The sequence below is a fragment of the Nocardioidaceae bacterium genome, assembly GCA_018672315.1.
GTDB lineage: Bacteria > Actinomycetota > Actinomycetes > Propionibacteriales > Nocardioidaceae > TYQ2.
The window spans coordinates 476,312-496,550 of sequence record CP076053.1 but is presented as its reverse complement, the minus strand read 5'-3'; the positions used below and the strand labels follow the sequence as shown (position 1 = coordinate 496,550).

At 75.1% G+C, this 20,239-nt stretch carries 16 protein-coding genes; 11 read left to right on the top strand and 5 right to left on the bottom strand.

Going from position 1 to position 20,239, the window contains the following annotated elements; translation table 11 throughout:
* The first annotated feature begins 83 nt into the window (after positions 1-83).
* Positions 84-1,046 (top strand): hypothetical protein, encoded by a 963-nt coding sequence (locus KLP28_02350; GenBank protein QWC85636.1) that lies wholly within the window; start codon positions 84-86, stop codon positions 1,044-1,046.
* A 47-nt stretch (positions 1,047-1,093) separates the two neighbouring features.
* Here the strand turns inward: KLP28_02350 and KLP28_02345 are convergent, their stop codons facing one another.
* The gene (locus KLP28_02345; GenBank protein QWC85635.1) at positions 1,094-1,996 is read right to left on the bottom strand and encodes a deoxyribonuclease IV; all 903 of its coding nucleotides are present in this window, start codon (positions 1,994-1,996) and stop codon (positions 1,094-1,096) included.
* A 25-nt stretch (positions 1,997-2,021) separates the two neighbouring features.
* On the bottom strand, positions 2,022-4,004 hold the full coding sequence (gene pknB / locus KLP28_02340) for a Stk1 family PASTA domain-containing Ser/Thr kinase (protein ID QWC86744.1): 1,983 nt from the start codon (positions 4,002-4,004) through the stop codon (positions 2,022-2,024).
* Positions 4,005-4,215: 211 nt separating this feature from the next.
* On the opposite strand from pknB, the gene KLP28_02335 reads away from it, so the two are divergent.
* Positions 4,216-4,749 (top strand): hypothetical protein, encoded by a 534-nt coding sequence (locus KLP28_02335; protein QWC85634.1) that lies wholly within the window; start codon positions 4,216-4,218, stop codon positions 4,747-4,749.
* Positions 4,750-4,787: 38 nt separating this feature from the next.
* Here the strand turns inward: KLP28_02335 and KLP28_02330 are convergent, their stop codons facing one another.
* The gene (locus KLP28_02330; protein QWC85633.1) at positions 4,788-5,894 is read right to left on the bottom strand and encodes a polyprenyl synthetase family protein; all 1,107 of its coding nucleotides are present in this window, start codon (positions 5,892-5,894) and stop codon (positions 4,788-4,790) included.
* A gap of 85 nt (positions 5,895-5,979) precedes the next feature.
* Here KLP28_02330 and metF point away from each other — a divergent pair, with 85 nt between their 5' ends.
* The 9 genes from metF to KLP28_02285 all read left to right on the top strand — a co-directional run bounded on the left by metF (position 5,980) and on the right by KLP28_02285 (position 16,487).
* A complete protein-coding gene (gene metF / locus KLP28_02325; protein ID QWC85632.1) occupies positions 5,980-6,861 on the top strand; it encodes a methylenetetrahydrofolate reductase [NAD(P)H] in 882 nt (293 codons plus the stop codon).
* Positions 6,862-6,966: 105 nt separating this feature from the next.
* Positions 6,967-7,131, top strand: coding sequence for a hypothetical protein (locus tag KLP28_02320; GenBank protein QWC85631.1), 165 nt, complete (start codon positions 6,967-6,969; stop codon positions 7,129-7,131).
* A gap of 43 nt (positions 7,132-7,174) precedes the next feature.
* Positions 7,175-8,503 carry an NAD(P)/FAD-dependent oxidoreductase gene (locus KLP28_02315; protein QWC85630.1) on the top strand — a complete coding sequence of 443 codons (1,329 nt, stop codon included), beginning with the start codon at positions 7,175-7,177 and terminating at the stop codon, positions 8,501-8,503.
* 335 nt (positions 8,504-8,838) lie between these two features.
* A complete protein-coding gene (locus KLP28_02310) occupies positions 8,839-9,261 on the top strand; it encodes a hypothetical protein (protein QWC85629.1) in 423 nt (140 codons plus the stop codon).
* A 5-nt stretch (positions 9,262-9,266) separates the two neighbouring features.
* The gene (locus tag KLP28_02305) at positions 9,267-9,683 is read left to right on the top strand and encodes a chromosome segregation protein SMC (GenBank protein QWC85628.1); all 417 of its coding nucleotides are present in this window, start codon (positions 9,267-9,269) and stop codon (positions 9,681-9,683) included.
* Complete coding sequence (locus KLP28_02300) at positions 9,680-13,696, top strand: DNA polymerase III subunit alpha (GenBank protein QWC85627.1); 4,017 nt, start codon at positions 9,680-9,682, stop codon at positions 13,694-13,696. Before KLP28_02305 ends, KLP28_02300 begins: the two co-directional genes overlap by 4 nt.
* A gap of 64 nt (positions 13,697-13,760) precedes the next feature.
* A complete protein-coding gene (locus KLP28_02295; protein QWC85626.1) occupies positions 13,761-14,564 on the top strand; it encodes a methyltransferase domain-containing protein in 804 nt (267 codons plus the stop codon).
* A 90-nt stretch (positions 14,565-14,654) separates the two neighbouring features.
* On the top strand, positions 14,655-15,833 hold the full coding sequence (gene dinB / locus KLP28_02290; GenBank protein QWC86743.1) for a DNA polymerase IV: 1,179 nt from the start codon (positions 14,655-14,657) through the stop codon (positions 15,831-15,833).
* A gap of 129 nt (positions 15,834-15,962) precedes the next feature.
* A complete protein-coding gene (locus KLP28_02285; GenBank protein QWC85625.1) occupies positions 15,963-16,487 on the top strand; it encodes a DUF3040 domain-containing protein in 525 nt (174 codons plus the stop codon).
* A gap of 39 nt (positions 16,488-16,526) precedes the next feature.
* Here KLP28_02285 and KLP28_02280 read toward each other — a convergent pair whose 3' ends face one another.
* On the bottom strand, positions 16,527-18,944 hold the full coding sequence (locus KLP28_02280; protein ID QWC85624.1) for a hypothetical protein: 2,418 nt from the start codon (positions 18,942-18,944) through the stop codon (positions 16,527-16,529).
* A complete protein-coding gene (locus KLP28_02275) occupies positions 18,941-20,239 on the bottom strand; it encodes a DUF58 domain-containing protein (protein ID QWC85623.1) in 1,299 nt (432 codons plus the stop codon). Before KLP28_02275 ends, KLP28_02280 begins: the two co-directional genes overlap by 4 nt.

Genomic DNA, 20,239 nt, shown 5'->3' with positions numbered 1-20,239 from the left:
CGAGGACGCCTGGAGCCGGGCCCGGGTCGCCGGGAGAGTCGAAGACGTCAGACAGACACCCGATGCCCACCTGAGGAGCGACCATGAGCGCCACCCGCACCCGCACCACCAGCACCACCAGCACCCGCACCGCGGCCGTGACCGTGGCCCTGGCCGGCGCGACCGCCGGACTGACCGCCCTGGGTACGTCGCCCGCCGCAGCCGCCGGGAACCCCGCGGCGTTCGTCGGTGACCGCGGCCTCGTCGTCGCCGGCGACCGCCACATCACCGTGCGTGAGCCCGGCGAGGGACGCACCGTGGTCCAGCGGAACGGTGCGAGGGTCGCGTACGCCGCCGGCCAGCGCGTCGTGTGGGAGACCGACGACGGTCGCGTGCTCACGCGCGACCTGGAGAGCACTTTCCGGCTCGAGCCCGGTCGCGGCGTCGACAACCAGAAGCTGCTCGGCCTCGGCCAGGTCGGACGCAGCACCATCGCCGTGTTGGAGGAGGAGCGGGTGCCCACGGACCGGGGCGACGCCGGGGCCTACCGCTCGGACCTGGTCACCTACGACGTGAACACGGACGAGCGCACCGTGCTGCGGCGCGGCCTCTCGTCCTTCGAGGGTGGCTACACGAACGCGCACGTCTTCGACGACGGGTCGGTGGTCGCGAGCAGCTTCCAGTCGGTCGCCATCGTTCTCGAGCGGTACGCCGCAGACGGCGCCGAGCTGTGGACCAAGCGGGTCGGCTCGGACGAGGTCGCCGAGCTGGCCGTGATCCGCGACCGGGTGACCGTCATCCGCACCCGTTCCCGCGGCGGCGACACGTTCCTGCGGATCGTCCGGCTCGACGCCGCCACCGGCGAGCGCCGCAACGCCCGCGGCGTGCGGGTGCCGGACGCGGCTGCCGTGCCGTTCTGCCAGGACTGGCGCACGACGCAGCGACTGCTCTGCCAGAGCGCTGCCGGCCCCGTCGTCATCGACACGATCGGCTCGGACGCCGGCGACGTCGTGAACCGCGTGAGGGCGCCCCGCGGCGCGTTCGCGTCCGTCATCGGCGGGCGCTGACACCAGGGCGCCGCCGGCCGGTCGCCAGGCCGCGTCGAGGGCGTCGCTCAGGCCGCGCGCAGCTGCTGCAGCAGCCGCACCTGGGCGGCCTCCTTGTTGCTGTCGGGCGTCTCCAGCACCAGCGGCACCCCGTCGGTGCTCCGGTGCGCCAACAGCTCGGTGAAGGCTCCGACACCGATGGTGCCCTCGCCGATCCGCTCGTGGCGGTCGCGCATCGAGCCGCGGGGGTCCTTGGAGTCGTTGGCGTGCACCAGGACGAGCGGCACCCGGACTCCGTCGCGTGCGGTGACCTCCCACAGGCGGTCCAGGGTCGCGGTGGTGCCGCCGACCTCGTCGAGCGGTGCGCCCGCGGCGTACACGTGGCAGGTGTCGAGGCAGATGCCGAGCGCGGGGTGGAAGTCGAGCGCCTCGAGGTACGCCCCGAGGTCCTCGACGCCGGCGCACAGCGAGCGGCCCTGGCCGGCGGTCGGCTCCAGCAGCAGGCGGGGGACCCCGGGGGTCCCTGCCGAGGCGTACGCCCCCTCGCGGTCGGCCTGCCCGGCGAGCGTGTCGAGGAGCGGCAGGAGGCCCTCGCGCACCTGCCGCAGCCCGGACTCGAAGCCGCCCTCGGCGACGCTGGAGCCGGTGTGCACGACCAGTCCCTCCGCCCCGATCGCCGCGGTGCGCCCGAGGTTGTGGGCGACCGCACCGACGGACTTCTCGTACGTCGCGGTCGTCGGTGACCCGAGGTTCACCAGGTACGGCGCGTGCACGAAGGTGCGGACGCCCGCCTCCCGGGACGCCTGCGCGTACGCCGCGTCGACCGCCGGGTCCCCGGCGGAGGCCTTCCAGCCGCGAGGGTTGCCCAGGAAGACCTGCACCGCCTCGCAGCCGAGGTCGGCGGCGGTGCGCAACGTGCCCTTGACCAGGCCCGCACCGACGGGGACATGACTGCCGATCGGGTTCCTCACCGGTCCACCCTGACAGCCGGCTCCCTCAGACGAGGACGAGGGTGATCAGCGACCCCCGAGGCGCCATCGAGCCCTCGCCGGGGTCGGTGGAGAGCACGTACTGCAGGCCCACGTAGACCGCGCTGTTGCGGGTCGCCACGCGGAAGCCGGCGGCCTCCATCTCGGCCCGCGCGTCGGCGACCCCGGCGCCGGTCACGTCGGGGACGGCGACCAGCTCGGGCCCGTCGGAGACCACCAGAGCGACCTCGTCGCCGCGGAAGAGCGTGCCGTCGGCAGGGGTCTGGCTGATGACCTGGCCCCGCGGCACGTCGTCGTCGTTCTGGCGGGTGGTCGTGGCGGTGAGGTTCGCGTTGTCGATGCGCCGCTCCGCGCGCTGCTGCGGCAGGCCGGTGACATCGGGGACGTCGATGGGCCGCTGCCCGCGCGAGACCACGAGGTCGACCGCCGACCCGGGGCGCAGCGAGGTCAGGACGACGGGGTCGGAGCTGATGACGACGCCCTCGGCGACACGGCCGGAGAACCGCTCGGTGACCCCGCCGACCTGCAGGTTCGTCTCCTCCAGCAGCGCGGTCGCGTCGGCCTGCTCGAGACCGGAGAGCTCGGGCACGAGGTAGCGCTCGGGGCCCCGGGAGATGACCACCGACACCCTCTCGTCGGACAGGGCGCGGTCGCCGGCGCCCGGTGTCTGGCGCAGCACCTGACCCGCGGGCACGGTCTCGGACCAGTCCCGGCCCGAGACCGTGAAGGACAGCCCGGCCTCCTCCACGCGGTCCTCCGCCGCAGCGGGCGTCAGCGTCACCAGGGCCGGGGTGGTGGTGTAGCGGCCGAGGCCGAACCACCAGGCGAGCCCACCGACGACCATCGCGAGCACGAGCGCGACGGGCAGCAGCGCCCGGCGACGCCGGGAGCGCCGCGCGGCCGAGGTCACGGCCGACGACGCCTGAGGGGTCGTGGGAGAGGTGTGCTCCGCGACCCGGCGTACGTCGCTCGTCGACAGCGTCGTGGTGAGCTCACCGTCGGCCGCGGCGTCGGCCGGAACGCCCTCGGACACCGCGACGACGTACCCCTCACGGGGGAAGCGCGTCGGTCGGTCGGCCTCCTCGAGCTCGTCGGTGGCGTCGGGTCCCTCGAGCGCGTCGCCGAAGCCGTCCTCGACCGGCACGACGTCGCGCACCGGGGAGAGGTCGGCGGTCAGCTCGCTGTCCTCGGCCAGGCCGTGGGCGAGCGCGTTGCGTACGCGACGCAGCTGGTGCAGCAGCACGGACGCGTCCGCCGCCCGGGCGTCGGGGTCGCGCGCGGTGGCCCGGGCGACCAGGGCGTCGACGTAGTCCGGCAGGTCGGGGACGAGCCGGGAGGGGGCGGGGACGTCCTCGTGCACGTGGCGCCACGCCACCTGGATCGGGGAGTCGCCCTGGTGCGGCTTGACGCCGGTCAGCAGCTCGTGGAGGAGGACGCCCGCGGCGTACACGTCGGCACGGGCGTCGCCCTTGCCGTCGGTCAGCAGCTCGGGGGCCAGGTAGGAGACGGTGCCGATGAGCACCGCGCCCGTGGCGGTGTGCTGGGTCTCGCCCGAGACGGTGCGAGAGAGTCCGAAGTCGGCGACCTTGAGCTGGCCGTCGTCGGAGATCAGCACGTTCTCGGGTTTCACGTCGCGGTGCACGACGCCGGCGCGGTGGGCCGCGGCCAGCGCCGAGAGCACGGGCTCCGCCAGGGCCAGGGCCTGCTTCGGACTCTGCGCCCCCTGGCTGCGGATGAGGTCGCGCAGGGTGCGACCCGGCACGTACTCCATGACGAGGAAGAGGGTGCCGTCGTCCTCGCCCTGGTCGAAGACCGCGACGACGTTCGGGTGCACCAGCCGGGCGGCCGAACGGGCCTCGCGGTTGAAGCGGCGTACGTAGTCGGCGTCGTCGGCGAGGCCGGCGTGCATCACCTTGATCGCGACGGGACGGTCCAGGCGCAGGTCCAGGCCCTCGTAGACCGTGGCCATGCCGCCGCGGGCGATGCGCATGCCGACCTCGTAGCGGCCGTCGAGGACACGCCCGGTGACGGGGTCGTCCAGGGTCCGCTCCACGTCGTCTCCTCACCGTCCTCGGCGCCGGCGACCGTGTCCCTCACGCCCCGGGAACGGGACGAGGTGGACAGACCCCGACAGCGCGATCTTAGGTCGGCGTACGCAGCAGGCGGCCCTCCCGGGCCCGGCGTGGCGCGCAGGAACGGCGATGCGCAGGTCGGGAGACGCCTGGCAGAGTGGCGCCGTGAGCGACGCAGCAGACCCCCAGGCAGACCTTCAGGCAGACCCTCAGGCGCACCTGCACGACGGCGAGAACCCGGCCGAGGGTGTGCCGAGTGCCCTCGGGGCCTCGGACGCCGTCGACCCCTCCGCCCGGGGACGTGCCTCGGAGGACCTCGGTGCGCTGGTCGGGCAGTGGTGGACCTGGGGCGACGTCGCCGACGAGCTCGGCATCCCCGCCACCCGCGTACGCCAGCTCGTCAAGGACCACCACCTCGCAGCGGCGGTGCCGGAGGCCGGCGCCGGGCAGCAGGTGCCGGCGCTCCTCATCGACGGCGACGAGATCGTCAAGGGCGTGCCGGGCCTGATCACGATGATGCACGACAACGGGTTCGACGACCGCGAGATCCTGACCTGGCTCTTCACCGACGACGACACCCTGCCCGGTCGCCCGATCGATGCACTGCGGGAGAACCGGGGTCGCGAGGTCAAGCGGCGGGCGCAGGTGATGATGGCGTTCTGAGGTCGGTCCGGGGCCGCTCTGGTGATGGCCGGTCCCGGTCAGCTGGTGCGCTGGGTCGTCGCGACGAGCAGCTCCTCGAGCACCCCGCGCGCTGCATCGCCGATGCGCGGCGATCCGAGCGCTGCGCGCGCCTGGCGGGTGAGGTCGCCGATCATCGCCTCGACGCGGTCGGCGGCGCCGGAGTCCAGCACCACCCGACGCAGCCGCTCGACCTGCTCGGGGGAGAGGGCGGTGCCCAGCCCCGCGTCCAGCGCCGCGGCGTCCTCGGGTCGGGCCTGCGCGATCGCGTACGCCACCAGCACCGTGCGCTTGCCCTCGACGAGGTCGTCCCCGGCGGGCTTCCCGGTCACGGCCGGGTCGCCGAGCACACCGAGCAGGTCGTCGCGCAGCTGGAACGCCTCGCCGGTGGGGAGGCCGTACGCGCTGAGGGCCTCGAGCTGGTCCGGTGTGGCGCCGGCGAGCGCGGCACCGACGTGCAGGGGCCGCTCGACGGAGTACTTCGCGGACTTGAAGCGCACCACCCGCATCGCGGCGCCGAGCGGGTCGGGGTGGTCGCCGCCTTGTGCCTGGGCCGAGACGTCGAGGAACTGGCCGGCGACGACCTCGCTGCGGGTGAGGTCGAAGAGGTCCAGGGCGGCGGCCCCGCGGTCGGCGGGCAGGCCGCAGCGCCGCAGCAGCTCGTCGGCCCAGGTCAGCAGCAGGTCGCCCAGCAGGATCGCAGCGGACGCGCCGTACGTCTCGGGGCTGCCGCGCCAGGCCGCCTCGCGGTGGCGGTCGGCGAAGGCGACGTGCGTGGCGGGGCGACCGCGCCGCGTGGCCGAGGCGTCCATGTAGTCGTCGTGCACCAGGGCGCTCGCGTGCAGCACCTCGAGCGCCGCGCAGGCCCGCAGCAGGCCCGGCTCGTCGGCCGGGTCGACCCCGCCGTGGACGCTGCCGCCGATGCTGCCGCCGACGGAGACGTACCCCCACCAGCAGAACGCCGCCCGCAGCCGCTTGCCGCCCGCGAGCAGGGCCCGCGCCTCGTCCACGAGCAGGGCCACGTCAGGGCCCAGCGGGGCCAGGCGCCCGGCGAACTCGTCGAGGGCCTCCGTCAGCGTCGCAGCGACGCGGTCGCGGAAGGCGGCGGCGTCCCAGCTCGAGGTCACCGGGCGAGCCTACGGCCGGGTCGGGTTCGTCTCATCCGGCGGTCGGGAGGTCCAGTCCGCGGACCGCGCGCCTATCGTGGAGCCCATGACGGTCCTGGATGCCTCGGATCCCACGCGGCCCGCACGGCGCTCGTTCTCCTTCGAGTTCTTCCCCCCGAAGGACGAGGCGGGCGAGGAGCAGCTGTGGACGGCGATCCGTGAGCTCGAGCCGCTGCAGCCCACCTTCGTCTCCGTCACCTACGGCGCCGGTGGCACGACCCGTGACCGCACCGTGGGCGTGACGGCCCGCATCGCGCGCGAGACCTCGCTGACGCCGATGGCGCACCTGACCTGCGTCGGCCACTCCGTCGAGGAGCTGCGCACGATCCTGGGGCAGTACGCCGACGCCGGCGTACGCCACGTGCTCGCCCTGCGCGGCGACCCGCCGGAAGGCCCCGGTGCGGAGTGGGTGGCTCACCCCGAGGGCCTGCAGTACGCCACGGAGCTGGTCGAGCTGGCCAAGGAGGTCGGCGACTTCCACGTGACCGTGGCCGCGTTCCCCGAGAAGCACCCACGCTCGGAGTCCCTCGCGCGCGACGCCGAGGTGCTGGCCGCCAAGGCCCGGGCCGGCGCCGACCTGGCGATCACGCAGTTCTTCTTCCGAGCCCGCGACTACGTCGAGCTGGTCGACCGCGTCCGCGACCAGGGCGTCGACATCCCGATCATCCCGGGCATCATGCCGGTGCTCAGCCTCCGCTCGGTCGAGCGCATGGCCGAGCTCTCGGGCGCCGAGATCCCCGCCGAGGTGCGGGCGCGGCTCGCGCCCCACGAGGACGACCCGAAGGCGCTGCGCGCGGAAGGCATCGCCATCGCCACCGAGCTGTGCGAGGAGCTGCTCGCCGGCGACGTGCCCGGCCTGCACTTCATCACGCTCAACCGCTCGACGGCGACACGCGAGATCTGGTCCGGACTCGGCACGCTGGTCTGAGCGGGTGCCGTCCCCGCGCCGGGGCTTTTCGTACGCGCTCGTGGGTGGAATGGTCGGGAGGACCCCCCGAGGACGACTCGGGCCCGACCGGAGGAGCGACCCAGCATGGCGACCCAGCACGACGAGTCCGTGATGATGGCCGACGTCGAGGGCGTGAACGCCACCGAGCAGCCACAGCGTGATGTCATCCCGTTCGTCGGGGGCCTCGTGCAGGCGCTCGAGCGTGACGGGGCGCTGGAGGAGCTGGACCTGCCGCGCGCCGAGTCCTGAGACCTGCCACGTGAGGTGGCGGGCTGCCCGTTAGGTTGCCCGCATGTCTCGCGTCGTCGTCATCGGGGGCGGGCTGGCAGGGTGCGCCTCCGCCGCGCGGCTGGCGAAGCTGGGTCACGAGGTAGTGCTGCTCGAGCAGTCGCCACGGCTCGGCGGGGCGATCGGCACCGTCGTACGGCCCGGGTTCCGGTGGGAGGCCGGACCGCGGACGACACTGCTGCCCGCGGTGCTGCGCGACCTGTTCCGCAAGTCCGGGCGGCCGTTGGACCGTGAGCTCGAGCTGGTGCCGCTCGATCCGCCACGACGGCACCGAGCCGTCGACGGCACCTGGTTCGAGCTGCCCACCGGCAACCGGTCGGTCCAGCACCAGGCGCTCGCGGGGACGCTCGGGGAGCGGTCGGCCGACGCGTGGCTGGCGTGGACCGCGTCGTACGCCGAGACCTGGGAGCGGCTGCGTGACGCCTGGTTCGAGCACGTCTGGGACCCCGACCACGTCGACCCGGCCACGCGCCGGCTCCTGACCTCCCGGGTCGTGCTCGACCGCGCGACCCGCGGCGCGTTCCGCGACGACCGGTTGCGCGCGTTGGCGCTGTGGTCCTTCGCGATGGACGGCCAGTCCGCCCGCGACGTGCCGGCCTGGTGCGGGCTGCGCGACTACCTCGAGCAGCAGCTGGGCGTGTGGACGGTGCCCTGGTCGGCCGGGGGCTTCGGAGCCCTGGCGGGCGTGCTCGCGGCACGGCTGGAGCAGCGCGGTGTGCAGGTGCGGCTCGGGGAGGTCGTCCGCGACGTCGAGGTGGTGGGCGGGCGGGCGGTCGGCGTACGCACCGACGACGAGGTGGTCGCGGGCGACCACGTGGTGCTGTGCGTGGACCCCCGGTCGATGCCCGCCACGGCGCCCCTGGTCAGACGCACCTCCCCGGTGGTCCCGCCGTTCGTGGTGCACCTCGGCCTCGAGGGCGACGTGCCGGACGTACCGCCCCAGACCGTGCTGCACGGCGACCCGCTGCTGGTCCTCACCCGCGGGCACGCCGCCGGGGAGGACGAGGGCGGCGACCGGCGGGCCTGGACCGTGCAGGCCCGCGGCGCCGGGACGCTCGAGGACGTGCTGCGACGCCTCGACGAGCTCGACCTCGGGGTACGCGAACAGATCGTCACCACCGTCGTGCGGAGTCCGGTGGACCAGGTGCGGGACCTGCGCGGATCGGCGTACGGGGTGCAGTGGCAGGGCCGCGCGACGCTGCGGCACCGGCTGGTCACGCGGACCCCGGTGCCCGGTCTGCTCGCCGCCGGCGCCCATGCCGGTCCGGGGTCGGCGACGCCGTTCGTCGGTCTCGGTGCCGCCCTCGTGGCCCAGGAGATCGGCCGGGCCTGAGGCGCCGACCCAGCCAGTCCCGGCCCAGTCCCGGCCGCCCCAGGCGTCCCTGAACGCCCGCGTATGCGGGCGTTCAAGTGCTCCTGCGGTGCTGCAAGCCCGCGCAAGCACGAGGACGGCCGCACATGCGGGCGTTCCGGGGGGGGCGCGTACGCGGGCGTTCCGGGGGGGCGTACGCGGGTGTCCGGGAGAGGGCGCGGCGTGTCGCGGAGGCGAATCGCCGGAACCCCTGGCGGTTGTCGGTGGGCGGGGTTACGTTCTCCCGTGTTCGAACAGGTGTTCGAACACGGTCCTCCGGGGAGGACCTCTGACACCGACACGAGGAGGGGCCGACAGTGAGACGGTACGACGAACCGGTCGAGGTGCGGAAGAGCGGACTGGGCGAGACCGGTGGCACCGGGCAGCTGGACAGGGTCCCGGGGGTCGGTGGCGAGGCGGCGCCCGCCCAGTTCCTCCTGCGCGGGCGGCTGTGGCAGGTGCGTCAGGTGGTCGCGCACTGGGTGGAGACGGGCGCCTGGTGGCAGGGGGCCGAGGCCCAGCAGGTGCTCGGCCACGACACCGGCCGTGCCGAGGGGCAGGTGCTGGCCCGCGACCTGCTCTGCGAGCAGGAGGTGTGGCGGGTCGAGGCCGTCCGCGGTCGCGCGGCCGCCCTGGCGACGCTGGCCGGCTGCGACGGGCAGGACCCGGGCCTCGGTGTCTTCGATCTCGTCCTCGACCACGGCACCGGGCGCTGGCGCCTGGCCGGCTGCTGGGACTGAGCGCGATGACGACCCCGATCCAGACCTCGAGCCAGACCTCGGCGCCGTCCGGGCTCCTCCGCGACGCCCACGACGTGCTCGAGCGCGCCCGGCTCGAGCCCGGCACCAGCGCGCGGCTGGCGCTGTGCCAGGTCGCCGCGGTGCGTGCGGCCGGGGCGGTGCTCGCCTCGCGTGCCCGCCCCGTCGCCGTCGGCACCCGTCGCCGGCAGCGCAGCGTCTGGGAGGTGCTCGCGCGTCGGGCGCCCGAGCTGGGTGAGTGGGCCGACTACCTGGCCGTGCCCGTCGACCTCGGCGCGGCCGCGGCCGGGGAGGCGTCGCCGGTGCGGGTGGCCGACGACCGGCTCCGTGACGCCGAGCGGTTCCTCGCCGCGGTGGAGCGGGTCGTGGCACGGCAGGCCGGACGCGGTCGGGGCGCCCCGTGAGCGACGCCTTCGTCCACCTCCACGTCGCCTCGGGCTACTCCCTGCAGCACGGCGCCTCCTCGCCCGCCACGCTGGTCGAGCGGGCGGTCGAGCACGGCATGGACACCCTCGCGCTCACCGACCGCGACGGCACCTACGGGGCGGTGAAGTTCGCCAAGGCGTGCCTGGCCGCCGGGGTCCGGCCGGTGCTGGGCGTCGACCTCGCCGTGGCCCGCACGATGCCCTGGGACGCCGAGGGGCGTCGCGTACGCCCCGGCGGCGTGCAGACCGCCCCGGCCCCGGTGCGCGGCGGCGCCTACCGCGACGACCGGCTGCCCCGCGTCACGGTGCTGGCCGCCGGCCGTGCCGGGTGGGGTGCGCTGTGCCGGCTGGTCTCCGCGACCCACCTGACCGGGGAGCGCGGCACCCCCGTCGCGACGCTGGCGACGATCGCCGAGCACGCGGCCGACGGCGACCTGCTGGTGATGGTCGGTCCCGCCTCCGAGGTCGGGGAGGCCGTGACCCGGCGCCGCGCCGACCACGCCGAGGCGGCTCTCTCGCCGTGGCTGGAGGCGCTGCCGCGGGAGTCGGTGCTGGTCGAGGTCGTCTCCCACCGGCTGCGCGGCGACGGGCCGGGGTCGACCACCCACGCCGCCCGCACCCTGTCGCTGGCCCACCGCCTGGAGGTGCCCTCGGTGCTGACCAACGTGGTGCGGCACGCCGACCGCCGCGACGCCCCCACCGTCGACGTGCTCGACGCCGCCCGGCGGCTGGTGGCCCTCGACTCCCGGCACGTCGACCGCGGCAACGCCGAGGGGTTCGTGAAGTCGGGCAAGGAGATGGCCGACGTCGCCGAGGACGTCGCGATCGCGAGCGGGCTGGAGCCGCGGACGACCGCGCAGCGGCTGCTCGCCCGCACCCGGCTGGTCGCCGACCGCTGCGCGCTGGACCCGCGCGCCGACCTCGGGCTGGGTGAGGTGCACTTCCCCGAGTTCGAGCTCGCGGCCGGTCCGCCGTACACCGGCCCGGGCGCTCCGCCGCCGGCCTGGGGCGCTCCCGCCGACGTCGCGCTGCGGCTGCGGTGCGAGGCCGCGGTCGGCGACCGGTACGGCTCGGTGCCCCGGCAGCGCATCTGGAAGCGGCTCGACGACGAGCTGGAGACGATCCGCACGCTGGGGTACGCCTCCTACTTCCTCACCGTCGGCGACGTCACCGACCTGATCCGCGACATGGGGGTGCGGTGCGCCGCGCGCGGGTCGGGTGCCGGGAGCCTGGTCACCTACCTGCTCGGCATCTCCGGTGTGGACCCGCTGCGCCACGGGCTGTTGATGGAGCGCTTCCTCTCCCCGCTGCGCCAGGCGCTGCCCGACATCGACGTCGACGTGGAGTCCGCCCGGCGCACCGAGGTGTACGAGAAGATCCTCGCCCGCTACGGCGGGGAGCGGTGCGTGTGCGTGTCGATGATGGACACCTACCGCGTCCGTCACGCCGTCCGCGACGTCGGCGCCGCGCTGGGCATGCCGCCCGGCGAGGTCGACGCGATCGCCAAGGCGTTCCCGCACGTCCGTGCCCGCGACGCCCGCACCGCGCTGGGGGAGCTGCCCGAGCTGCGTGCCTCCGGTCTGGCCGAGCGTCGCCTCGACCTCTTCTTCGACCTCGTCGAGCGGCTCGACGGGCTGCCCCGCCACGTCGCGGTGCACCCCTGCGGGGTGCTGCTCTCCGACGCCACCCTGTTGTCCCGCACCCCGGTCGAGGCGAGCTACGCGGGGTTCCCGATGAGCCAGTTCGACAAGGACGACGTGGAGGACCTCGGCCTGCTCAAGCTCGACGTGCTCGGCATCCGCATGCAGTCGGCGATGGCGCACGCCGTCGAGGAGGTCTCCCGCGTCGAGGGCGAGCGCATCGACCTCGACGACGAGTCCCAGGTGCCCTTCGACGACCCCGCGACGTTCTCGATGATCTCCGCGGCCCGCACCCTGGGCTGCTTCCAGATCGAGTCGCCGGGCCAGCGCGAGCTGGTCGGCAAGTCCGGCATCGACTCCTTCGCCGACATCGTCGCCGACATCTCGCTGTTCCGTCCCGGCCCGGTGAAGTCGGACATGATCACGCCCTACCTCGAGGCCAAGCAGGGGTGGCGGCTGCCGTCCTACCTGCACGAGGACCTCCGTCCGATCCTCGAGGGCACCCAGGGCGTCGTGGTCTTCCACGAGCAGGTCATCGAGATGATCGCGACCCTGACCGGCATCACCAACGCCGAGGCCGACGAGGTGCGCCGCTCCCTGGGCGACGCCGAGGGCATGGCCGAGGCCGAGCGTTGGTTCATCCCCCTGGCGCTGGAGCGCGGCTACCCCCTGCCCGTGGTGGAGCGCGTCTGGTCGGTGCTGCGGTCCTTCGCCTCCTTCGGGTTCTGCAAGGCTCACGCCGCCGCGTTCGCGCTGCCGACCTACCAGTCGGCGTGGCTCAAGGCGCACTGGCCGGCGCACTTCCTCGCCGGGGTGCTGACCCACGACCCGGGCATGTACCCCAAGCGGCTGATCCTCGACGACGCCCGCCAGCTCGGCGTCACCGTGCTCGGTCTCGACGTCGACGCCAGTGAGCAGCACTACCGCGTCGAGCGGCTGCGCACCGGTGCGGAGGTCGCCGAGCTCGACCCGGCGACCCATCCCGGGGAAGGACTGCCCGACGGCCGCGCCTGGGGCATCCGGATCGCGATGTCGGAGGTCAAGGGCATCTCCGAGGCCGAGGTCGCCCGCATCGTCGCGGCCCGGCCCTACGACTCGCTCACCGACTTCTGGCAGCGGACGCAGGTCTCCCGGCCGGTGGTCGAGCGGATCGTGCTCGCCGGCGGGTTCGACGGCGTGTACGCGATCGGCTCCGCGGCCGGTGTCGGCCGTCGCGCCGCGGTGACCCGACGTGACCTGCTGCTGCAGGTCGCCGAGCTGGACCGTCGGTCCCGTGTCGACGCCCGTGCCTCCCGGGGCAGGGCGCGCGGGCTGGCCGGGATGCGTGCCCGCAGCGCGCCGACGCCTGCCTCCGTCGCAGCGCAGCGGGCGGGCGAGGCCGCCGAGCGGTGCAGCACCGAGGCCGGGATCAGGGAGCGCGCCGCCGCACAGTCCCGTGCGACCCGGCCGGTGGTGCCCGTGGACTCGGTGCAGCTCGCGCTCGGGCTGGGCGACGACCCGGTGGACCGGGACCCCGACGCCGACGCGTCCTCCGTCGAGGGCGCCGGGCAGGCGGGGTCGGTCGGTCTGGGTCACGGCCTGCCCGAGATGGACGCGGCGGACCGGGTCGGCGCCGAGCTCGAGATCCTCGGACTGGACGCCAGCGAGCACCTGCTGACCTCCTACGCCGACTTCCTGGCCGCGCTCGGCACGACCGGCTCCCAGCAGCTGCTGCAGCGCCGCAGCAAGGCGGAGCTGCTGGTCGCCGGGGTCAAGGTCGCCACCCAGACCCCGCCGATCCGGTCGGGTCGCCGCGTCATCTTCCTGACCCTCGACGACGGCACCGGTCCGGTGGACGCGACCTTCTTCGAGGACGCGCAGGGACCGTACGCCGCCACGGTCTTCCACTCCTGGCTGATGGTGGTGCGCGGTGAGCTCCGGCGCACCGGCAAGCGGGGGGTGAGCCTGCGCGCCACCGGCTGCTGGGAGCTGCCCGCCCTGCACCGGCTCTGGGAGTCCGAGGGCATGGACGCCGTGCTCGCGGTGATGGCCGAGCGGCCCCTCGGCTTCGCGGCAGGCCCCGGAGAGATCGACCCCGAGGCGGTCGCAGGGGCCGCCAGCAGCCGCAGTCCCCGCCCGGTGATGGCCTCGCCGTCGGCGATGGGTCGCCACGACCGCAACGGTCTCCCGCCCGGCGCCGGCGGCTCACCCGAGCAGCGGCCCGCCGCCGGCGGGATGGGTCGGCGTCGGGTGCTGGTGCACTCCAACGGTTTCAAGGTCTCCCCGTACGCCGACATCAAGCCGGCCGGTGAGTCCACCAGGTCAGCCCCCCGCAAGCTGTGGCACTCCTCGGGCGGGAGCGCGGGCGCATGAGGGACCGGGCGACGCGCCCCCGGGGCGCCGTACGGGGGTCCGGGGGTGACCTAGGGTGGCGCCCATGGCTGACGGCCCAGAGCACCCAGAGCGCCCGGGGCACGCAGGACTCACCCCGTCAGGGCGCCGCTACGCCGCACGCACCGCGGTGCTGTGGGACTCCCTGCTCGCCGCGGTGGCCGCTCGCGGAGCCGGGCCGTGCCACGTCGTCGACGTCGGCGGCGGCACCGGACAGCTGGCGGTGCGGCTCGCCGAGCAGGGGCACCGGGTCACCGTCGTCGACCCCAGCCCGGACGCCCTGGCCGCGTTGGGTCGTCGGGCCCGTGAGGCCGGCGTCGACGACCGGGTCACCGGTCGGCAGGGCGACCTCGTCGACACCCCCGACCTGGTCGCCGCGGGCGACGCCGGTCCCGCCGAGGTGGTGCTGTGCCACGGCGTCCTCGAGATCGTCCGCGACCCTGCTGCCGCCCTGGACACCCTGCGCGCCACCGCCGGCGACGACGGGCTGCTCAGCCTCCTCGTCGCGCAGCGCCACGCCGCCGTGCTGGCGCGGGCGATGGCGGGTCACCTGCAGCAGGCGCTGTCCCTGCTCGACGAGGTGGGTCCGGTGCGAGAGCTCGCCGAGGGCGGGCGTACGCCGCAGCGCCGGTTCACCGCGGAGGAGATCACCACGCTGCTCACCGACCACGGTTTCGCCGTGCATGAGGTGCACGGCGTCCGGGTCTTCGCCGACCTGGTCCCAGGGGCCCTGCTGGACGCCGAGGCCGGAGCGACCGAGTCGCTGCTGGCGCTGGAACGGGCCGTGGCGCACCGCCCGGAGTTCCACGCTGTCGCGACCCAGCTGCACCTGCTCGCCCGACCCGTCTGAGCACGCCGGGCCCGCGGGAGCGGTCCGGTGACCGGTCCGACCCGGCCAGGTGCTGTGGACACCGCACGCCGGGTGCTGCTGCACGTCGACATGGACGCCTTCTACGCCTCGGTGGCCCTGCGGGACCGCCCCGACCTGGTGGACACGCCCGTCGTCGTGGGCGGAGGACAGCGCGGGGTGGTGCTCTCGGCGAACTACCTGGCCCGGGAGCGCGGGATCTCCTCGGCGATGCCGATGACCCGGGCGCGGCGGCTCTGCCCGGGGCTGGTGGTGCTGCCGCCGGACTTCGCTGCGGTGGAGGCGGTCTCGGCGTCGGTGATGCAGCTGTTCGAGCGCTACACCCCGGCGGTGCAGGCGATGTCGCTGGACGAGGCGGCCCTCGACGTCACCGGGTGCCTGAGGTCGCGCGGCCCGCGTGAGATCGCCGAGGAGATCCGTGCCCGCGTGCACGACGAGCACGGCATCACCTGCTCGGTCGGGGTGGCCTCGTCGATGACGGTGGCGAAGATGGCCAGCAACCTCGCCAAGCCCGACGGGGTGGTCGTCGTGCCGCCGGAGCGGGTCACCGCGTTCCTCCACCCCCTGGAGGTCGAGCAGCTGTGGGGGGTGGGGGAGAAGACGGGCCAGGCGCTGCGTCGGCTCGGGCTGACCACGGTCGGCGCCGTGGCCCACACGCCGGTGGAGACGCTGCGCCGTGCCCTGGGGCCGGCCCAGGGCGGCCAGCTCCACCGGCTGGCCTGGGGGCGGTGCGACCGCCGGGTCGAGCCGCGCCGTGTCGACCACGCCCCCGACCGCAGCATGGGAGCCAACGAGACCTTCGGCCGCGACACCGACGACGCCGAGGTGGTGCTGCGGGAGCTGCTGCGGCTCTCGGGCAGGGTCGGGTCGAGGATGCGTACGGCCGGGGTGGTGGGGCGCACCGTCACCCTCACGGTCCGATTCGCCGACTTCACCACCATCACGCGGTCACGCACTCTGGCCGAGCCCACCGACGTCACCCGCGAGATCCACCACGAGGCGAGCAGGCTCTTCCGCGCGCTGGGTCTGCAGCGGGCCCGGGTGCGACTGGTGGGGGTGCGGGTCGAGAGGCTGCGTCCGCGGGAGGGCGCCGACCGACAGCTGCTGCTGGGGGAGCGGGAGCAGGGCTGGGCCGAGGCCGACCAGGCGGCGGACCGGGTGGTGCGACGGTTCGGTCGCACCGCACTCACCCCGGCGAGTCTCCTGGCGGGCGACCCCCGCCGGCACGGGCTGTCGCGTCCCGTGGCGTGAGGCACCGGTTGCGCGTGGAGACTGAAGGTCGGGGAAGAATTGTGATCGGCGCTACCGCGCTACCCGGGGCCCGCCTAGAATCGGCAGCACCACGCCCGGGACGGGCGACACGAGTGGGAGGAGGAGCCGTTGCCACTGTCGGAGGAAGAGCTGCGACTGCTCGACCAGATGGAGCGCGCGCTCGCCGCTGAGGACCCCAAGTTCGTCTCCACCATCCGTGGCACCTCGGTGCAACGGGCGGCGCGCCGTCGTGCGTACGCCTCGGGAGCGGTCCTCGTCGTCGGCATGGGCATCCTGCTGCTCGGCGCGGTCATGTCGACCTCGCCCGACTCGGGCACCAACCCGGTCGGCATCGCCGTGGGCGTCGTGGGCTTCGCGATCATGGTGGGCGCGACGTACGTCGGGCTCACGGCGTGGCGCAGCCAGTACGAGACCCCGGCCCAGGACGACGAGCAGGGCTCCCCGGGCGCCGAGGAGGCATTCGGGTTGAACCTCATCCAGGGCGGCAAGAGCGCCCGGTCCGGCAAGTCCGGCAAGTCCGGTGGCAAGGCGCCGAAGCGTCCTCGTTCCCGTGGTGCGGGTTCGTCGGGGGGCAGCTTCTTCGAGCGCATGGAGCAGCGCTGGCAGCGTCGTCGCGACAACGGCGACTTCTGACCGCACGCTCGCGCACCCCGGCCCAGCCGGACGTGCGGGTCAGCTCCTCAACGACGCCGGCCACCACTGCGCCCGACGCTGCTGGCCAGGAGTCGCCCGGTCGGTGAGCTCCTGCGCGGCGGTGTCGAGCGCAGCCAGCAGGCCCGCACCGTCGGCGGTGCGCGCGCCGGGCGCGTAGCGCGCCCGCTCGACCTGACGCGCGAGGTGGTCGACGGCACCCGCGACGGTCGCCGGTGACGCAGCCTCGGTGATCACCGCCGTGCCGCCTGTGCCGCCTGTGCCGCCTGTGCCGCCCCCGCCACCGGCGTACGGCGGCAGCCCGAGCCCGCGTCGCAGCTGTGCGGCGTTGTGGCGCACCGTGGCCGTGGGCTGCACGGTGACGCCCAGGTCGACGGCGTGGTCCACCAGCTCGGCCCACGCCGCCTCGACGTCACCCGCGGCGGCCGCGGCACGTCGCGCCGTACGCCGTCTGCGACGCAGCAGCGCCGGCGTCGCGGACGCGAGCAGGAGCAGCACCACGAGTCCCGCGACCACGAGAGCGGCGGTGTTGCGCTGGGCCCAGTCCCCGAGCCGGGTCAGCAGGGCCGGCTCCGGCTGCGCGGCAGGGTCCTGCTCGGGCAGTGCACGAGTCGGCGAGGGCTCCGCCGGCGTCGGCGAGGGGGCGGCCGAGGGGGTCGGCTCGGCGGTGGCGGACGGCGCGGGGTCCGGTGCGGCCCGTCCGATGCCGCGCGTCCACGGCGGGGCCGCAGCGGTCTGCTCGGCCGGGGTCGGCTCGAAGCGCACCCAGCCCGACCCCGGGAAGTAGAGCTCGGGCCACGCGTGCAGGTCCTGTCCGCTGAAGCTCCACACCCGGCCGCGGCCGTCGTACGTCGCGCTCTGGGTGCCGCGGAGGAAGCCCACGGAGACCCGGGCGGGGATCCCCAGGGTGCGCGCCATGACCGCCATGGCGGCGGAGAACTGCTCGCAGTACCCGATGCGGGAGCCGGGCCGACTGGCGTCGAGGAAGTCGACCAGCCCGTCCTCGCCGGCACCCTGCGCGGCGCTGAGGTCGTACTCGAAACCACCGTCCTCGCGGAACCATCGCTGCAGGACCGCTGCCTTGTCGTAGTCCGAGGCGTCGGCGGGGAGGTCTCCCACCACCTCCTGCGCCTTCTCGGCGACGAAGGGGGCGACATCGTCCGGCAGCGCGGTCCACCGCTCGGTCAGGGGCACCGACGGCAGGCCGGCCTCGCGCATCCGGGCCGCGGACCACCCGGGACGCAGGGCCGTCGCGGACCAGCTGGTGCCGGCGACCGTGCCGCCCTCCCGAGGTGTCACGGCGTCGAGCGTCGACTCGTCGTAGACGAAGCCCGGGTCGCCGGCGGTGGCGCGGAGCGCGGGGAACGGGAGCGGCAGCCACGGCGAGTAGAGGTCGCCGGCTCTCAGCTCCCAGTCCTGCGGGTCCGTGGGCACCGAGTCGTACAGGCCCTGGGGCTCGGGGAAGGGCCCATCCACCCGGTTCTCGGTCGGCAGCTCGCGCTCGCCCGGCATCCAGGTGTCGCCGTCGTACACGTCGAGCACGGTGGTGCGGACGTAGCTCGGCTGGTCGCGCGGGTCGGTGCTGTCGACGGTGATCGTCAGCACCTCCTCCGAGGAGCTCTCGAGCAGGTCGCGACGCAGGTCGACGATCGGGTTCCCGAGGTCGACCCGGGGCCCGCCGCTCGAGCGCGGCGCCGAGAACCCTTCCTCGCGGGCCGGCACGACGGGCGTCGCGACGACGGCCACCGCGATCGCGACGGCCGAGACGAGCACCGCGGTGCCGCCGCCGGCGGCCACGCCGCGGCGCACGGCCGGCCCCGAGGCCCAGTCGGCGACCTCGCCGACGTGCTGGGCGGCGAGGAGGGCCGCGTACGCGAGCGCCGTGAGGACGGTGGGAGCCAGCGGCAGCGGCCCGTCGAGGACGGCGACCGGCACCGTGAGCACGACCAGACCGGGGAGGGCGACGAGTGCGGGCCGCCGGAGACCGACGGCGAGGAGGTCTGCCAGCAGCAGGGCGACGACGCCCAGCGCGAGCGGGAGCGCGGGGAAGCTCATGGCGTCCACCGACACCGGCGAGGCGTACAGCTGGGACTCGCCGGCCGCCCGGTCCAGCAGCGCGTACGCCGTGCTCAGCGTCTCGGGCGTCGGCACCAGCCCGAGCACCGCGGTGCCGGGCGCCCACCGGGCGGACAGGGTGACCGTCACCGCGACCAGCTGGGCCAGCAGCACCAGGGCGAGCGGCACCCTGAGGGCCCGCAGCAGGACCGCGGGCACGATCACCACGGCAGCCAGCAGCAGCTGGGGCACCAGGAGCCGGGACTCGTACGCGTCCAGCAGCGGCTGCCAGCTCGAGAACGCGGCCAGCACGACGAGGGCGGCCAGGCACGTCAGCACGGTGTCGCGCCACCACGACCGATCGAGTCGGCGCTCGCCGGTCACCGGGCCGCCCCCGCGACAGCGGCTGCCCGGTCGGTGTCCTCGAGCCAGGTCGGGCGCAGGTCCTCGGCGCCGCGGAGCGTACGCACGACCCAGCCCTGGTCGTCCAGCGGCGAGGTGTCGGCGGTGCGGGCACCTCGGGCGCCGGCACCTGCTCCCGTCGCGAGGGACGAGACCCGGTCCACGTCCTCGGCGACCAGTGCGAGCGCACTGCACCGGCTCGCCACGACCGGCAGCGACGAGGCGAGACCCCGGAGGTCCGCGCCGCTGCGGGTGCAGAGCACCACGACGTCGCCGCCCCCCAGTCGCAGCGCGGCCCCGGGGGAGGCGGAGAGTGCGGTGGAGGCGTCGCCGGCCTCGATCGAGGACAGGCGGGCGAGCAGGTCCGCGGGCGTGGCGCATCGCATCGTGGCGAGCACCTCGCGGCCGTCGTGCAGCGCGAGGTCGAGGTCGTGGTCGAGGGAGAGCAGGTGCGTACCGACGGAGGCCGCCAGGTCGACCGCGGCCTCGAAGCCCGGGCCGGGCGTCCGCGACACGTCGAGCACGACGATGCTGCGCGGCACGCGCAGGTCGACGCCCTCACGCACCTGCAGCTCCCCGCGTCGGGCCGAGCTCCGCCAGTGCACGAGCCGCAGGTCGTCGCCGCGGCGGTAGGGACGCACCGACGCGTCCTCGGTGGGCGCGCTGCCCGGACGCCGCGGCCGGTGGCCTCCGACGGAGCGGGGCTGACGCAGGCCGCGGGCCACCGGCAACGGCACGACCCGGGGCGTGACGACGACGTCGGTCGTGCCCGGCACGGCGACGCGTCGGTCGCACAGTCCCAGGGGGCTCAGTGCGCGGGCCCGGACCGGGCCGAGCGAGATGGTGCCGCGTCGCAGCGGCACCAGGGTGTACGTCACCTCGGCGGTGGCCCGGGAGCCGCCGAGCAGCATGCGCGGCGGGCCCGTCCGGCGGGAGACCCCCGGCGGGAGGAGGTCCTCGGCCAGCACCGTGCCGCCGCGGGCGCCGTGTCGCGTCAGCGTGAGGCGGACGGTGACCGGCGTGCCCGTGGCGACCTGCGGCGGGTCGACGTGGCGGTGGACGACGAGGTCGCCGAGGCGGCGCTCGGCTCGCAGCAGGGTCCACGCCAGGGACGCCAACGGCAGCGCGGCGACGAAGATGCCCATCCGCAGCAGGTCGGGCTCACCGAGCACCGCGGCCGCCAGGGCCGCCGAGGCGCCGCCGGCGAGCAGCACGACGCCGCGGGTCGACCACAGTCCTCGGGGTCGGCGCTCCGAGGGCCCGGATGGCTGCGACAC

Excerpts from the sequence above, each read along its gene's own strand:
- KLP28_02350 (QWC85636.1), top strand. The coding sequence starts at position 84 with ATGAGCGCCACCCGCACCCGCACCACCAGCACCACCAGCACCCGCACC.
- pknB (QWC86744.1), bottom strand. The coding sequence starts at position 4,004 with ATGCGCATCGCCCGCGGCGGCATGGCCACGGTCTACGAGGGCCTGGAC.
- KLP28_02335 (QWC85634.1), top strand. The coding sequence starts at position 4,216 with ATGCGCAGGTCGGGAGACGCCTGGCAGAGTGGCGCCGTGAGCGACGCA.
- metF (QWC85632.1), top strand. The coding sequence starts at position 5,980 with ATGACGGTCCTGGATGCCTCGGATCCCACGCGGCCCGCACGGCGCTCG.
- KLP28_02320 (QWC85631.1), top strand. The coding sequence starts at position 6,967 with ATGGCGACCCAGCACGACGAGTCCGTGATGATGGCCGACGTCGAGGGC.
- KLP28_02315 (QWC85630.1), top strand. The coding sequence starts at position 7,175 with ATGTCTCGCGTCGTCGTCATCGGGGGCGGGCTGGCAGGGTGCGCCTCC.
- KLP28_02305 (QWC85628.1), top strand. The coding sequence starts at position 9,267 with ATGACGACCCCGATCCAGACCTCGAGCCAGACCTCGGCGCCGTCCGGG.
- KLP28_02295 (QWC85626.1), top strand. The coding sequence starts at position 13,761 with ATGGCTGACGGCCCAGAGCACCCAGAGCGCCCGGGGCACGCAGGACTC.
- dinB (QWC86743.1), top strand. The coding sequence starts at position 14,655 with ATGGACGCCTTCTACGCCTCGGTGGCCCTGCGGGACCGCCCCGACCTG.